This window comes from Janthinobacterium violaceinigrum, from assembly GCF_009208555.1.
Classification (GTDB): Bacteria; Pseudomonadota; Gammaproteobacteria; order Burkholderiales; family Burkholderiaceae_D; genus Janthinobacterium; species Janthinobacterium violaceinigrum.
This window is the reverse complement of record NZ_WFLI01000056.1, coordinates 17329-31642: the sequence shown is the minus strand read 5'-3', so window position 1 is coordinate 31642 and position 14314 is coordinate 17329. Positions and strand designations below refer to the sequence as shown.

14 protein-coding genes are annotated in these 14314 nt (G+C 64.0%); 9 read left to right on the top strand and 5 right to left on the bottom strand.

From position 1 onward, the window contains the following. Nucleotides 1–149: 149 nt before the first annotated feature. Entirely contained in the window at nt 150–1361 is a 1212-nt protein-coding gene (locus GCN75_RS27225; RefSeq protein WP_152285132.1) for an FUSC family protein, read from the top strand. Nucleotides 1362–1412: 51 nt separating this feature from the next. On the opposite strand, the gene GCN75_RS29400 is transcribed toward GCN75_RS27225, so the two are convergent. After that, nucleotides 1413–1571 carry a hypothetical protein gene (locus tag GCN75_RS29400; protein WP_193317678.1) on the bottom strand — a complete coding sequence of 53 codons (159 nt, stop codon included), beginning with the start codon at nt 1569–1571 and terminating at the stop codon, nt 1413–1415. On the opposite strand from GCN75_RS29400, the gene GCN75_RS27220 reads away from it, so the two are divergent. The 5 genes from GCN75_RS27220 (at nt 1570) to GCN75_RS27200 (ending at nt 6428) form a co-directional block, all read left to right on the top strand. Then, nucleotides 1570–4122, top strand: coding sequence for a TonB-dependent receptor (locus GCN75_RS27220; protein WP_152285131.1), 2553 nt, complete (start codon nt 1570–1572; stop codon nt 4120–4122). The two genes, GCN75_RS29400 and GCN75_RS27220, sit on opposite strands and share 2 nt — an antisense overlap. Nucleotides 4123–4147: 25 nt before the next feature. Beyond that, nucleotides 4148–5296 (top strand): cytochrome-c peroxidase, encoded by a 1149-nt coding sequence (locus GCN75_RS27215; RefSeq protein WP_226941598.1) that lies wholly within the window; start codon nt 4148–4150, stop codon nt 5294–5296. A 277-nt stretch (nt 5297–5573) separates the two neighbouring features. Continuing rightward, complete coding sequence (locus tag GCN75_RS27210) at nt 5574–5771, top strand: hypothetical protein (RefSeq protein ID WP_152285130.1); 198 nt, start codon at nt 5574–5576, stop codon at nt 5769–5771. Nucleotides 5772–5852: 81 nt separating this feature from the next. After that, a complete protein-coding gene (locus GCN75_RS27205; protein WP_226941597.1) occupies nt 5853–6218 on the top strand; it encodes a glutaredoxin family protein in 366 nt (121 codons plus the stop codon). Between the two features lie 30 nt (nt 6219–6248). Next, nucleotides 6249–6428: a hypothetical protein gene (locus GCN75_RS27200; RefSeq protein ID WP_152256226.1), complete on the top strand. Its 180-nt coding sequence runs from the start codon at nt 6249–6251 to the stop codon at nt 6426–6428. Here the strand turns inward: GCN75_RS27200 and GCN75_RS27195 are convergent. Both GCN75_RS27195 and GCN75_RS27190 read right to left on the bottom strand, forming a co-directional pair. After that, complete coding sequence (locus tag GCN75_RS27195) at nt 6425–6847, bottom strand: hypothetical protein (RefSeq protein ID WP_152285129.1); 423 nt, start codon at nt 6845–6847, stop codon at nt 6425–6427. The two genes, GCN75_RS27200 and GCN75_RS27195, sit on opposite strands and share 4 nt — an antisense overlap. Nucleotides 6848–7020: 173 nt before the next feature. Continuing rightward, a complete protein-coding gene (locus tag GCN75_RS27190) occupies nt 7021–7575 on the bottom strand; it encodes a cob(I)yrinic acid a,c-diamide adenosyltransferase (RefSeq protein WP_152285128.1) in 555 nt (184 codons plus the stop codon). Nucleotides 7576–7725: 150 nt separating this feature from the next. Here GCN75_RS27190 and GCN75_RS27185 point away from each other — a divergent pair, with 150 nt between their 5' ends. The 3 genes from GCN75_RS27185 to glcF are packed head-to-tail and all read left to right on the top strand — an operon-like array spanning nt 7726 to nt 11539. Then, nucleotides 7726–9216: an FAD-linked oxidase C-terminal domain-containing protein gene (locus tag GCN75_RS27185; protein ID WP_152285127.1), complete on the top strand. Its 1491-nt coding sequence runs from the start codon at nt 7726–7728 to the stop codon at nt 9214–9216. A gap of 16 nt (nt 9217–9232) precedes the next feature. After that, complete coding sequence (gene glcE, locus GCN75_RS27180; RefSeq protein WP_152285126.1) at nt 9233–10303, top strand: glycolate oxidase subunit GlcE; 1071 nt, start codon at nt 9233–9235, stop codon at nt 10301–10303. A 6-nt stretch (nt 10304–10309) separates the two neighbouring features. Then, nucleotides 10310–11539, top strand: coding sequence for a glycolate oxidase subunit GlcF (gene glcF, locus GCN75_RS27175; RefSeq protein ID WP_152285125.1), 1230 nt, complete (start codon nt 10310–10312; stop codon nt 11537–11539). Here glcF and GCN75_RS27170 read toward each other — a convergent pair. Beyond that, the gene (locus GCN75_RS27170) at nt 11532–13643 is read right to left on the bottom strand and encodes a putative bifunctional diguanylate cyclase/phosphodiesterase (protein WP_152285124.1); all 2112 of its coding nucleotides are present in this window, start codon (nt 13641–13643) and stop codon (nt 11532–11534) included. The genes glcF and GCN75_RS27170 overlap by 8 nt on opposite strands. A 185-nt stretch (nt 13644–13828) precedes the next feature. Next, nucleotides 13829–14314, bottom strand: a complete 486-nt coding sequence (locus GCN75_RS27165; RefSeq protein WP_152285123.1) for a glutathione peroxidase — start codon at nt 14312–14314, stop codon at nt 13829–13831.

The following is a 14314-nucleotide window of genomic DNA, read 5'->3' as shown; positions in this document are numbered from 1 at the left end:
GTCGACGGCATGGCCGGCAGCATCCGTAGCCGCGCCGGGCGGCAGGATCTCGCCTGTCGTCGGCATGCCTGATTGCCGTCACGCATACGTGCGAGCGCGAACAGCAGCGCCTGCGCCGGGACCCGCGCGCGCGGCGCAGCCTGGAAGTGATGGCCGTGCTGCTGCGCCGCCTGGGGCAAGCCGTGCAGCGCCAGCCGGAAACGCCGCCCTTGCTGCTGCAGCGGCGCCTGGCCGCCTGCGGACGGCGCCTGGAGGCGGCGCTGGGCGCCTTGCTGCCGCTGCGCCTGAACGTGGAATTCATGGAATTGGGCTTGCCGCGCGCGACGCAGCTGCCGTGGCGCGAGGCGGCTTTCCTGGCGCTGGGGCAGGCGTGGCAAACGGCGAAAGTCAATGCCACGCCGCAGTCGCTGAGCTGGCGCCATGCGGCGCGCGTGTCGCTGGCGACGACGGCCGGCTTCCTGCTGGTCGAAGCCTTGCATATTCCCTTCGGCTACTGGGCCACCATGGCGACCTTGCTGATCCTGCAGCCGTCCGTGTCGACCACCTGGCCGCGCGGCATCGAGCGGGTGGCGGGCAGCGTGCTGGGCGCCGTGCTGGCCGTGCTGATCGGCCTGGCCGTCCACACCCCGCTGGCGATCTCGCTCGTGGTGTTTCCCCTGATCGTCGCCACCATGGCCTTGCGCCGCGTCAGCTACAGCCTGCACGTGCTGTTCATGACGCCCGCCTTCGTGCTGGTGGCCGACTATGCGGCGCCGGCCAGCGAGATGGTGTATGCAGCTAGTCGCCTGGGCAACAATGTGCTGGGCTGCGTGCTGGCCCTGCTGGCCACGTTTTTCCTGTGGCCGGACCGCGAGGCGGACGACCTGGACCAGCGCCTGGCCAAGGCCGTGTCGGCCAACCTGAAATACCTGCTGGCCGTGCTGGCGGCGGGCGGACGGTGGGATAGCGCGATTGCCCGTCTGCGCCGCGAGGCGGGGCTGGCCAGCAATAACGCGGAACAGGTGCTGCAGCGCCTGCGCATCGAACGCCGCCTGGACCGCAGCAGCGGCGTGGGCCTGGCGGCGCTGCGCACCTTGCCGCTGCTGCGCCGCGTGGCGGGCAGCACGGCGCGCATCAGCCTCAGCCCCCAGGCGGAACCGGCCACGCCCCAGCTGCAGCAATGGATTGCCGAAGTCAGCGGGGAAATCGACGCGCTGCTGCGCGGCGCGGCGGACGTTCCGGCGCCCGGCCCCTGTGCGGCCGAGGGCTTGACCGCCCTGCAAGCGGACGCGGTGGCGCAGGTGCAGCTGCTGCGCGGCTTGCTGCGCGAGCATGTGCAGGCACAGGCGAAGGCGCAGCCGGATAAACTGGCGCCGGCGTAAGGCGGCAGCGTGGCGCAGAAGCAACAGCTCGCCGCGAAATTTTTACGCACGTCAAAAAAACAGCATTGACTTGATTTTCAAACATTGCAACCGCAAATGGTAATGGTTATCATTTGCAATTGGCGGCATGAGAAGACGACACTCGGTGATCAAGTGAAGGGCGGCATCATGAGACTGCCCCTTTCCCATCTGCAGTTGCAAGGTTTTCATGTCCTCCATTCTTACCCTGCGCCAGTCCGTACTGGCCATCGGCCTGGCCTTTGGCACCAGCGCCACCACCCCATCTGTCTTTGCCGCCGAAGCCGACACGGAAGAACCCGCGCCGCAAGTGCTGCCCGAAGTGCGCCTGCAGGCCGAACGGGAGTCCGTGGGCGAACAGCGCCTGGACAAGCGCCAGATCGAGGCCATGAATGGCATCGACGGCAATATCACCAGCTTGCTGCGCATCAATCCCAGCGTGCAGTTCGATAACAAACAGCAAGCGTCCGCCACCCAGGGCGAGCTGGCGCCGGCCGACATCAGCATCAACGGCGCCAAGTTCTACGACAATCTGTACCAGATGGACGGCATGTCGCTCAACAACGATATCGGCCCGAACAGCAGTAACCCTGCCAGCAATACCACGCCGCCGTCGGCCAGCCAGGGCTTTGCCGTCGACACCAGCCTGCTGTGCGACGTGACGGTGCTCGATTCGAACATCGGCGCCGAATATGGGCGCTTCAAGGGCGGCGTCGTCAAAGCCAATACCTGCGCGCCCACGCGCAAGCTGGCCGGCCAGGTGTCCGTGGAAAGCACGCGCTCGTCGTGGATGCAATACAAGCTCAGCGACAGCCAGCGCGAAAGCGCGGCCAATTCGGCCACGGCCGACCTGCAGCCCGCGTTCGAGAAATGGACGTACCGCGCCGCGCTGCAGGGCAAGGTGACGGAGAATTTCAGCCTGATCGGCAGCTTCATCCGCAAGACGTCGGAAATTCCCCTGAACGGCTACGGCAATGGCTTGCAGAGCGCAAGCGACGCCAACCGCAAGGTGCAAAAGCGCGGCAGCGACAACGCCTTCGTGCGTGGCTTCTGGACCATCACGCCCGGCGTGCTGGCCGATTTTTCTCTCATGCATGCGCCATCGAGCGGCGACTATTTCATCGCCAACACCAGGAACAGCAGCTATCACCTGAAGAGCGGCGGCAATGGCATCAACCTGGGCCTGACGCACCCCGTGGGGTGGCTGGGCAATGCCACGGCGGAGCACCGTTTGAGCTGGAACAGGATGGACAGTTCGCGCGACGCCGATGCCACCGTGTGGAAGGCGTGGCGCTATTCGAGCGACAAGAACTGGGGCGTCAAGACGGGCACGGGCGCGACGGGCTGGGCCAGCAACGAGGGCGGCTACGGCGACATCGACCAGGAACAGGAAAGCGCGCAATACCAGGGCAAGCTGAAGTGGGAGCCGCTCGAGTTGCTGGGCATGTCGCATACTTTCCAGGCGGGCCTGGAACTGGGCACGCAGCATTCGCGCTACCAGCGCAACACCACGTATGAGCAATACACGGCATCGGCCAACACCGCCACTTGCAATATGCTGGGCGGCGGGGTCGATACGCAATACTGCTCGCTGGCGACGCCATGGAATGCAGCCTCGAGCGTGCGCGGCCAGTATCTGGCATCGCGCATCATTTACTACGCGGGCGGCTATGAACTGAGCAACAAGACGCGCGGCGCCTTCCTGCAGGATGACGTCAAGGCGGGCGATGTGCGCGTGCGCCTGGGCGTGCGCTACGATACGGACGACCTGTCGCCGAAGTCCACCGTCGCGCCCCGCCTGTCGGCGTTCTGGGACGTGGCGGGCAAGGGTACGACGCAGGTCGAGCTGGGCGCCAACCGCTACTATGGCCGCAATTTCTTCAATTTCTATGCCCAGTCGAAACGCCTGGCACTGCAGACCTCGCCGCAAACGCGTACCTTGTCGGGCGGCTTGCTGAAGGACTGGGCCGCGCCCGTGATGGCCAGCAACTGGAGCTGGCTCAAGCTGGGCGGCATGAAGGTGCCGTACACGGATGAAAAACTGCTGGGCATCAGCCAGCAATGGGGCGGCGTGAAGTGGAGCGCCAAGCGCGTGCTGCGCGAAGGCCGCGACGAGATGGTGTACCACGTGGTGTCGGCCGCCAATTTCTACTGGGATAACGTGGGCCGCAGCAACAGCAAGGTGTGGACCCTGTCCGCCGAAACCATGCGCCCGCTGCGCTGGGGCGGCAGCGCCACGCAGGTGCAGTTCGGCTACGACCGCACGCGCACCACCAGCACGCATGCCACCTACGACGATTCGCTGAGCGACCTGACGAACGAACTGGATAAATTCATCTATTACCAGGGCAAGTTCGTGCGCTGGGCGGACCGCCCGGCCGACAATTACAACCGTCCGTGGACGGCCCGCCTGCTGCTGTCGACCGATGTGCCCGCATACCGCCTGAAGGTGGACAATTTCTTCCGCATGCGGGGGCCGGAAACGAATATGATCGCCACGGGAGAAGCGCTGCCGTTCGACGGCGACGTGGCGAAGGTCTACCAGGACGTTTCGACCAGCAAGTCCTTCACCTGGGACATGCGCGTGCAGTACGCGCTGCCGAAGACGGGGTGGGGCGCAGGCTTCGTCAACCTGGGCATCGAGAACGTCAGCAACCGCAGCAATCCCCTGTTTGATGCCGGCAACGGGGTGGTGTTTGAAAAAGGCCGCCAGTTCACGCTGGAACTCGGCTACCGCTTCTAATGACTACGACCATGACGGCAGGCGCATGAATATCGCATCCCACCTGAAAAAAACCACCTTTGCCGTGGCCGCCTTGCTGGCGGGCGGCGCGGGCCTGATGACGAGCATGGAGGGCCGTGCCAGCGATGCCGTTCCCGCCAGCATTGCCTGCGCGGCGGACAAGGGCTGGGACATGGCCTGTCTGCGCCAGAGGTATGCGCAGCCCATCGCCAGCTGGCCCCGTCCGCAGGTGGCCGACGGCGTCGCGCCGCAGGAAATGGCGCCCGTCTCGGCCCTGCCGCCGGCGCAGGTGCCGCCGCAGGTGGCGGCGCTGGGGCAGCGGCTGTTCAACGACCCCCGCTTGTCGCGTTCGAACGCGGTGGCCTGCATCAGCTGCCACAGTCCCGCCCACAGTTTTGCCGACAGCAAGCGCACCTCCGTCGGCCATGAAGGGCGGCTGGGCCAGCGCAATGCGCCGGGCTTGCTGGGCGTGGGCCAGCTCAAGCCGCTGTTCTGGGATGGCCGTGCGAATACCCTGGAAGAGCAGGCGCTGGGGCCCTTGCAGCATCCGGACGAGATGGCCATGGACGTGCCGGCCCTGGCGGCCAAGCTGGCTGCCCTCGATGACTATCCGGCGCAATTCGACGCGGCCTTCGGCCCGGGCGCCGGCGTGACCCTGCCGCGCATCCTGACGGCGCTGGCCGACTACCAGCGCACGGTGCTGCCGCCCGTCACGCGCTTTGATACGTTCCTGGAAGGGCAGCGCGCCGACTTGAACGACCGCGAGCTGCTGGGCCTGCACCTGTTCCGCACCAAGGCGCGCTGCATGACGTGCCACAGCGGCGCCTTGCTGACGGACCAGCAATTCCATAACCTGGGATTGACGTATTACGGGCGCAAGAAATATGAAGACCTGGGGCGCTATGTGGTGACGGGCAAGGATGAGGATGTGGGCAAGTTCCGCACGCCCGGTTTGCGGGGCGTGGCGCAATCGGGGCCGTGGATGCACAACGGCCTGTTTCCGCAGATGGTGGGTTTGCTGAACATGTACAACGCGGGCATGTCGCGTCCCGTGCCGCAGAATGCGCAGCAGGCGGCCGATCCGAAATTCCCCGTCACGTCGCCCCTGTTGCAGCGCTTGCAGCTGACGTCCGATGAAATCATCGCGCTGAAGAGTTTTCTCGAAGTGCTATAGCCTGCTATGGCCGCTCGGCCGGCTGCGCCCGCAGCCGGCCTTTTCCTGCTTGCGGCGCCAATATTGTATAGACGTTTGGCGCCTCCCAATCTCTCCAAATTCCACATTCGATGGGCTTTTCCCATATATTTTCCAAAGTGGAAATTTATCAGAAGGAAACGTTGACTCTAAAATAAGTGCGGTCTATATTCGATTTCGTAGGATGTAAATTCTATAAGGTAATAAGCATTGAATTGCAAGTGGCATCCCTTTTTCCATGTCAATCGAAAGGTAGAAAATGTTTAAAAAGATCGCACTTTTCCTGTTTGCCGTCGGTGTCAGCGCGTCCTATTCGGTGGGGGCGGCCGGCAATGGCTTGAGCGACTGCCAGCGCGAGTGCTACGGCGCCTTTACCGATTGCCTGGATTCCGGCCAAACCAGCAACGAATGCAAGGCGATGTTGAATGCATGCAAGGTTGAATGCGCCTTGAATTAAGCAAACCAGGTTTGCCGGGATGAAACAATCGTCCCGGCTTGAAGGCAACGACGTCAAGGTAGCTTCACGATGCAAAAGAAAATGAAAACCATCGCCATGTATGGCGTGATATTGGCCGCCGGCCTGGGCAGCGGTTATGGCCTGTCCTTATTGCCTGGTTTATTCAAGTCGACTTACACGGAAGGCAATTACGCCGCGTATTTCCCGAATGCCCAGACGAAGGTGGTGTTGTATGGGACGGACTGGTGCGCTTATTGCGCCAAGACGCGCGCGTATTTCAAGGAAAACAAGATCGAATTCGTCGATCTCGATATCGAGAAATCGCCGGAAGCAAGAAAAGCCCATGAAGAACTCGGCGGCGGCGGCGTGCCCGTGGTGTTGATCGGCAACCGCAAGATCCAGGGCTTCAATGCGGGCGCGCTGGAAGCAGCGCTGAAGAAGATCTGATGTCTCCGTTATTCACTTGAAAGGTCGACCATGTTCAAAAAGATTGCCGCTTTTCTGTTTGCCGCCGGTGCGGCCCTGTCTTTCAGCGTGCATGCGGGCAGTCCCGATTGCACCTTTGTCTGCGAGCGCAACATGCTCGATTGCGTGGAGTTCGAACAGCCAGCATGCATGCAGGCATACAAGGAGTGCCTGAATCAGTGCCTGCGCTAGCCAGGTGCTGCCGGTGTCGTGAGCTGCCAGGTGATCCTGGCTGATTTTTCCTGATTGTTAATTTGATTGGACTGGCAATGAATAAAAAACTGGCTATTTTCCTGTTTTCCATCGGCCTGGGCATCACGGGCGCGGCGATGGCGGCACCGGTGGACTGCAAAGCCGAATGCCGCGTCGGCATGAGCGAATGCCTCGATGTTTCCGGTGGCCTCAGCCATTTGTGCTTCGTCAATTTCGACATTTGCGTCAACGAGTGCCGCGCGCGCTAAGTCCTGTCTTCCGGCGGGCTGGAACAGCCGGCCGTCCTTGTGAAGTTTCTCTTTTTGCGAAGGAATACTTATGATGAAGAAATTGGGTTTCTTTTTGTTTGCCATGGGTGTCAGCGCATCGTATGCCATGGCCAGTAGTACCGCCGACATCACGGAATGCCAGTCCGAATGCTATATGGCGCTCGATGCCTGCGTCATGGAGTTCAGTGTCCCTTCATGCGTCCGCGCCAATAAAGCGTGTCTGCAGCGCTGCGGCTAGTCAGCACCTGTCAGTAGGATAAGACACGGCGATGCTGTTTGACAGGCATCGCCGTTTTTTTATCTCATCCCCGCGTGCGGTCATGCCGCCACAGCACGTCGCTGCCGCCGGCAAAGCGGTTCAGCACGCGCGACAGCACGAACAGCAGGTCCGACAGACGGTTCACGTACTGGCGCGGATGTTCGTGGATGGCTTCCGCATTGGCCAGCGCAACGATGCTGCGCTCGGCGCGGCGGCACACGGTGCGGCACACATGCGCCAGCGAGGCGGCGCGCGAGCCGGCCGGCAAAATGAATTCGCTCAGGGCGGGCAAGTCCGCATTGTATTTTGCCAGCAGATCATCAAGGCGCAGCACGTGCTCTTCCTTGATCAGCTGGTAGCCGGGGATGCAGATTTCGCCGCCCAGGTCGAACAGGTCGTGCTGGATGGCCACCAGCTCGCCGCGCAGGTCGTCGGGCATGGCTTCGCACAGCAGCAAGCCCAGATGCGAATTGAGTTCGTCCACGTCGCCCATGGCGTGGATGCGCGCGCTGTCCTTGCTGGTGCGGCTGCCGTCGCCCAGGCCGGTGCTGCCATTGTCGCCCGTGCGCGTGGCGATTTTCGAAAGTCGGTTGCCCATGATGTCGGTCCTGTAAAGAAGAATGGGGGCAGCATACGACACCGCGCGCCGCCTGGCCCCGGATTTGCCCGCAAATCGGACAAAAAATGCGGCGCGCGCCCCTTTTGTGCTTACAATCGTTGCACGCCCATGCACTTTTGTCCCCATCTTATGCTCAATGCTGCCCCCGAACCCGGATTGACCGCCGCGCGCCAGCAAGACGTCGTCGCGGCCCTGCTGGCCGTGCTGCCGGCCCGCTGCGTGCTGTCCGACGCGGAAGATACGCGCCCGTACGAATGCGACGGCCTGGCCGCCTACCGCCAGCTGCCGATGGTGGTGACGTTGCCGGACACGGAAGAACAGGTCATCGCCATACTCGGCGTCTGCCGCGCGTTGAAGGTGCCGATCGTGCCGCGCGGCGCGGGCACGGGCCTGTCGGGCGGCGCCTTGCCCATCGCCGACGGCGTGGTGCTGTCGACGGCGCGCCTGAACCGCATCGTGCGCCTCGATGCATATGCGCGCACGGCCGTGGTGCAGCCGGGCGTGCGCAACCTGGCCATTTCCGAGGCGGCCGCGCCCCACGCGCTGTACTACGCGCCCGACCCGTCTTCGCAGATCGCCTGCAGCATCGGCGGCAACGTGGCGGAAAACTCGGGCGGCGTGCATTGCCTCAAATACGGCCTGACCGTGCACAATGTGCTGCGCGTGCGCGTCGTCACCATCGATGGCGACGTGCTGGAACTGGGCGGCGAATGCCTGGACGCTCCTGGCCTCGACCTGCTGGCCGTCTTCATCGGTTCCGAAGGCATGCTGGGCATCGTCACGGAGGTGACCGTGAAACTGATCCCGAAACCGGCCACGGCGAGAGTGATCATGGCCTCGTTCGGCGACGTCGTCACGGGCGGCAATGCGGTGGCCAACGTGATCGCCGCCGGCATCATCCCGGCGGGACTGGAAATGATGGACCAGACGTCTTCGCGCATGGTCGAACCGTTCGTCAAGGCTGGCTATGACATCGACGCGGCCGCCATTTTGCTGTGCGAAGCGGACGGCACGCACGAGGAAGTGGAAGAGGAGATCGCCCGCATGACGGCCGTGCTGGAAGGGGCGGGCGCCAGCGCCATCGCCGTTTCGCAGTCGGAAGCGGAGCGCATGAAGTTCTGGTCCGGCCGCAAGAACGCGTTTCCCGCCGCGGGACGCATCTCGCCCGACTACTACTGCATGGACGGCACCATCCCGCGCAAGCGCCTGGCCGAAGTCCTGACGGGCATCGCCGCCATGGAAACGACGCATGGCCTGCGCTGCGCCAACGTGTTCCACGCGGGCGACGGCAATCTGCATCCCTTGATCCTGTTCGACGCCAACATGCCCGGCGAATTCGAGCGCGCCGAAGCGTTTGGCGCGGACATCCTGGCCCTGTGCGTGGCCGTGGGCGGCACCATCACGGGCGAGCATGGCGTGGGCATGGAAAAGATCAATTCCATGTGCGTGCAATTTACGCGCGCCGAACTCGATGCCTTCTTTGCCGTCAAGCGCGCCTTCGATCCCCATGCCTTGCTGAACCCGGACAAGGCGATACCCACCTTGAACCGCTGTGCCGAATTCGGCAAGATGCATGTGACGGCGGGGCGCCTGCCGTTCGCCAACCTGCCCCGTTTTTAATTTTCCGGAGACTCTCTTGCAAGCGATAGCGGAACAATTCAGGCAGCAGATCCTGGCAGCCAGCGCGGCGGGCCTTCCTTTGCGCCTGCGCGGCGGCGGCACCAAGGACTGGTATGGCCAGCAGCTGGCAGGCGAGGTGCTCGACACGCGCGCATATGCGGGCATCGTCGACTATGAACCGACGGAGCTGGTGATCACGGCCCGCTGCGGCACGCCGCTGGCCGAGATCGAGGCGGCACTGGCCGCGCGCAACCAGATGCTGGCTTTCGAGCCGCCCCATTTCGGCCCTGGCGCCACGGTGGGAGGCGTCGTCGCCAGCGCGCTGTCCGGCCCGCGCCGCGCCAGCGCGGGCGCGCTGCGTGATTTCGTGCTGGGCGCCGTGCTGCTGGACGGCCATGGCGAACGGCTGGCCTTTGGCGGGCAGGTGATGAAAAACGTGGCCGGCTACGATGTCTCGCGCCTGCTGGCGGGTTCCTTGGGCACCCTGGGCCTGATCCTGGAAGTGTCGCTGAAGGTGCTTCCCTTGCCGCTGCGCGAAGCGACCTTGCGCGTGGCGTGCGCGGAAATCGCCGCCTTGCGCATGCTCAATGAGTGGGCGGGCAAGCCGCTGCCGATATCGGCCACCTGCTGGCATGACGGCGTCCTGAGCGTGCGCCTGTCGGGTGCGGAGGCGGCCGTGTCGGCGGCGCTGCACACGCTGGGCGGCGAGGTGCTGGCGCCGCAGGACGCGGCGGCGTTCTGGCTGTCCGTGCGCGAACAGACACACGGTTTCTTTGCGGGCGCGGGTAGCCTGTGGCGCTTGTCCTTGCCGCCGCACGCCAGCGCCGTAATATTAAAGGGGCGCCAGCTGATCGAATGGGGCGGGGCGCAGCGCTGGCTCAAGCTCGACGGCGACGCCGACGCGGCAGGCAGCCAGCACATCCGCCAGGCCGTCGCTGCCGCCGGTGGCCACGCCACCTTGTTCCGCGGCGGCGACAAGGCCGTGGGCGTGTTCCACCCGCTGGCGCCGGCCGTTGAAAAAATCCACCAGCGCCTGCGGCAGGCTTTCGACCCGGCCGGCATCTTCAACCCGCACAGAATGTATTGAGCGCGCATGCAAACCAATCTCGCCGATTTCATCAAGAACACGCCGGCAGGCGACGAAGCGGAAGCCATCCTGCGCGCCTGCGTGCATTGCGGCTTCTGCACGGCCACCTGTCCCACCTACCAGCTGCTGGGCGACGAACTCGATGGCCCGCGCGGACGCATCTACCTGATCAAGCAGGTACTGGAAGGCGCGCCCGTCACGGCCAAGACGCAGACGCACCTGGACCGCTGCCTGACCTGCCGCAACTGCGAATCGACCTGTCCCTCGGGCGTGCAGTACGGGCGCCTGGTCGACATTGGCCGCAACGTCGTCGAGCAGCGCGTGCAGCGCCCCTTGCGCGAGCGTGCCCTGCGCTTCGCCCTGAAGGAAGCCTTGCCGCGCCGCTGGCTGTTTACGCCCGCGTACAAGGCGGGCCAGGCGCTGCGGCCCCTGCTGTCGAAAAGCCTGCAGGACAAGCTGCGTCCCGGAGAAAAGGCCGGGGCGTGGCCCGCGCGCCGGCACGCGCGCACCATGCTGCTGCTCGATGGCTGCGTGCAGCCGGCCATGTCGCCGAACATCAACGCGGCCACGGCGCGCGTGCTCGACGCGCTGGGCGTGCAGCTGATCGTCGCGCCCAGGGCGGGCTGCTGCGGCGCCCTGCGCCATCACCTGAACGACCAGGACGCGGCGCTGGACGACATGCGCCGCAATATCGACGCCTGGTGGCCATACGTCGACAGCGCCGAAGCCATCGTCATGACGGCTTCCGGCTGCGGCGCCACGGTCAAGGAATATGGCCACCTGCTGGCGCACGATGCGCGCTATGCGGAGAAGGCGCGGCGTATCGCGGCATTGACGCGCGATCTGTCCGAAATCATGCCCGCGTTCGAGGCGGAACTGGTGCTGCTGCTGCAGGGGCGCATCGGCAAAAAAGTGGCGTACCACCCGCCATGCACCCTGCAGCACGGCCAGCAGATCCGGGGCAAGGTGGAGCAGGTGCTGCGCGCCGTCGGCGTCGACGTGCGCCTGTGCGCCGACAGCCATTTGTGCTGCGGTTCGGCGGGCACGTATTCGATCCTGCAGCCGGACCTGTCGCAGCAGCTGCGCGACAACAAGGTGGCTAACCTGGAAGCGTGCGAGCCGGACATGATCGTGTCGGCGAATATCGGCTGCCTCACGCATTTGCAGTCGGGCACCGAGACGCCCGTGCGGCACTGGATCGAGTTGATCGACGCGGCCTTGTCACCAGTCAGATAGGCACTTCGCTGTACTGAGCGATGCGCCATTGCGGCGCCGGGATGAAATTGTTTGCCCATTCCAGCACGGCGTCGGCCGGCATGGGGCGGGCGATGCCGTAGCCTTGCGCCAGGTCGCAGCCCAGCTGGATCAGGCGCGCGCCATGCTCGACGCTTTCCACGCCTTCGGCGATCACCGTCAGGGAAAAGGACCGGGCCAGGCCGATGACGGCGCGCACCAGGTGCAGGTCATCGCGGTCGTTGAGCATATTGCGCACGAAGCTCTGGTCGATCTTGACGATATTGGCGGGCAGGCGTTTCAGGTAGGACATCGACGAGTAGCCGGTGCCGAAATCGTCGAGGGCAAACGTGATCCCCAGCGCCTGGCAGGCGCGGATGATGCGGCGCACGTCCTCGATGTCGTGCAGGGCCGACGATTCGAGGATTTCCAGTTCCAGCATGCTGGCGCACACGCCGGGAAATTCGCCGAGGATGGTTTCCAGGCGCGAGACGAAATCGGGCTGCTGGAAGTGGCGCGCCGCGATATTCACGCTGACCACCCAGTGCTTGCCGGCGGCGCTCCAGCGCTGCATCTGCCGCAGGGCCTGGCGCAGCACCCATTCGCCGATGTCGATGATCAGGTCCGTCTGCTCCACCAGCGGCAGGAATTGCGCAGGCGCCAGCACGCCGCGGCGTGCATGCTGCCAGCGCAGCAGCGCTTCCATGCCCACCACCGTGCCGGCGCGCATGTTCACCTTGGGCTGGTAGTACAGCCGCAGTTCGCCATTGATCAGGGCCTGGCGCACTTCCGTGCGCTGGTTGTGGTGGGTACGCACTTCTTCATCGAGGTTTGTGTCGAAGAAGTGGTACTGGTTGCGCCCCGTCAGTTTGGCCTGGTAGACGGCGTGGTCGGCGTGGCGCAGCAGGCTTTCCGTATTCAGGTCCTTGCCCGCGTAGACGGCGATACCGGCGCTGGCCGTCATGTGCAGCGCCTGCTGGTCGCACTGGTAGGGGCGGCTCAGCTCTTTCATCAGTTGCGTGATGTTCTGTTCGATGCTGGCGATGCTGGCCTGGCCGCACAGCAGCATGACGAATTCGTCGCCGCCCAGGCGCGCCGCGTAGTGGACCTGGCCCGTAAAGCCGTGCAGGCGGCCCGCCACCTGCTTGAGGATTTCATCGCCCGCCTCGGCGCCGTAGCGGTCGTTGATGGCCTGGAAGTGGTCGAGGTCGAACAGGCAGACGGCCAGCAGGCGCTGGCGTTCGCGCGCGAGGAACAGTTCCTGCTCGAAGCGGGCGGCCAGCGCGGCCCGGTTGGGCAAGCCCGTCAGCACATCGTTGTAGTTTTGCCACGACAGCTTTTGCAGTGCCTGCTGCATGTGCACGGTCTCGTTCAGCTGTTCGCCCAGTTGGCGCTGGCTCGTCTTCAGCGAGGAAAACAGCTCTTCGACATCGCCGGCCATGCTGTTGAACGATTGCGACACGGCTTGCGCTTCAGGCGTAGCGCCCGCTGCCAGACGCACGGCGAAATTGCCTTCGCGGAAGCGGTCGGTCGCCTGCACGAGCCGCGCCAGCAGCCTGCGGTGGGCGGCCAGGATCAAGCCCAGCAGGAGGAAGACCAGCACGATATTGATGGCGCTGAGGACGGCTTGCCCGCGCACCTTGTGCCACACCTGCGCCAGGGGCAGGCCAGGCGTGTAATGGAGGTCGAGGACGCCGTCGCCGCCGTCCGGCAGCGCCACCGTCAGGCGGCTGCGGATGGCTGTGATGCCGGCCAGGCGCGCGAACCATTGCGGCACCGTGGCCGCCATGGCGCCGGCCAGCGGCGTGTCGGCCAGCACTTCGACATGCTCGTCAGCCGTGTCCCAGCGCGCGGCGGCGAGGTTGCGGTTCAGCGGCAGGGCGCTGCGCAGCACCTGCCGCACGCTGTCGTGCATCGCTTGCCGGTCCGTGTGCACGGCCAGCGGCAGCACGCTGTTGGCCAGGAACAGGTCCAGTTGCCGGGCATCGCTCTGGTAGCGGGCATTGGCCAGCGCGCTTTCCGTACCGAGCAGGGCGTGATAGCGAACGGCGGAAACGGCGAGTATCAGGAAGAAAATAGGAATGAATAGGCGGGAATAAATGCCCATCCGCATCCATGAAGATAATATTTTCCCAAAGACTGGCATCGTTTTTTGATCGATATCTACGAATAATTATGTAAACATTATCACCGAAATTTGCTATTGGAAACACAATATTGATATCAAGCATGAAATAAATATCGAATGATTGATTTCCGCGATTGTTGCCTTTAATCAAAGCGTAGAGTCTTTTATTCCTGTAGCAATTGCCGTATGTCGGCGGCCAGGCTGGCCGGTTTGCTGGCCGTGGCATAGCGGCGAAACACGCTGCCATCCTTGCGCACCAAAAACTTGGTGAAATTCCATTTGATGGCTTGCGTGCCCAATATGCCGGGCGCCGCCTGCTTCAATTGGGCAAACAAGGGATGGGTGTGGCTGCCATTCACGTCGATCTTGGCAAACAGGGGAAAGGTGACGCCGAAGTTTTTTTCGCAAAAGGCGCCAATTTCCGCATTCGATCCCGGTTCCTGCTGGCGGAATTGATTGCAGGGAAATCCCAGCACTTCCAGGCCTTGCGCGTGAAATTCGCGGTACAGCGCTTCCAGGCCCTGGTATTGCGGCGTGAAGCCGCAGGCGCTGGCCGTGTTGACGATGAGCAGTACCTTGCCCTTGTAGCGCGCCAGGTCGACGGGCGTGCCGTCCAGCGCTTCAGCCTGGAAATCGTGGATGCTGGCCAT

What these genes read in the sequence shown, in the direction of transcription:
- GCN75_RS29400 (WP_193317678.1), bottom strand. Translation starts at nt 1,571, where the DNA reads ATGAAAACCTTGCAACTGCAGATGGGAAAGGGGCAGTCTCATGATGCC.
- GCN75_RS27165 (WP_152285123.1), bottom strand. Translation starts at nt 14,314, where the DNA reads ATGGCCAGCATCCACGATTTCCAGGCTGAAGCGCTGGACGGCACGCCC.
- GCN75_RS27220 (WP_152285131.1), top strand. Translation starts at nt 1,570, where the DNA reads ATGTCCTCCATTCTTACCCTGCGCCAGTCCGTACTGGCCATCGGCCTG.
- GCN75_RS27185 (WP_152285127.1), top strand. Translation starts at nt 7,726, where the DNA reads ATGCTCAATGCTGCCCCCGAACCCGGATTGACCGCCGCGCGCCAGCAA.
- GCN75_RS27225 (WP_152285132.1), top strand. Translation starts at nt 150, where the DNA reads ATGGCCGTGCTGCTGCGCCGCCTGGGGCAAGCCGTGCAGCGCCAGCCG.
- GCN75_RS27195 (WP_152285129.1), bottom strand. Translation starts at nt 6,847, where the DNA reads ATGTCGGCGGTACTACTGGCCATGGCATACGATGCGCTGACACCCATG.
- GCN75_RS27200 (WP_152256226.1), top strand. Translation starts at nt 6,249, where the DNA reads ATGTTCAAAAAGATTGCCGCTTTTCTGTTTGCCGCCGGTGCGGCCCTG.
- GCN75_RS27215 (WP_226941598.1), top strand. Translation starts at nt 4,148, where the DNA reads ATGAATATCGCATCCCACCTGAAAAAAACCACCTTTGCCGTGGCCGCC.
- GCN75_RS27170 (WP_152285124.1), bottom strand. Translation starts at nt 13,643, where the DNA reads ATGGGCATTTATTCCCGCCTATTCATTCCTATTTTCTTCCTGATACTC.
- GCN75_RS27205 (WP_226941597.1), top strand. Translation starts at nt 5,853, where the DNA reads ATGAAAACCATCGCCATGTATGGCGTGATATTGGCCGCCGGCCTGGGC.
- glcF (WP_152285125.1), top strand. Translation starts at nt 10,310, where the DNA reads ATGCAAACCAATCTCGCCGATTTCATCAAGAACACGCCGGCAGGCGAC.
- GCN75_RS27190 (WP_152285128.1), bottom strand. Translation starts at nt 7,575, where the DNA reads ATGGGCAACCGACTTTCGAAAATCGCCACGCGCACGGGCGACAATGGC.
- GCN75_RS27210 (WP_152285130.1), top strand. Translation starts at nt 5,574, where the DNA reads ATGTTTAAAAAGATCGCACTTTTCCTGTTTGCCGTCGGTGTCAGCGCG.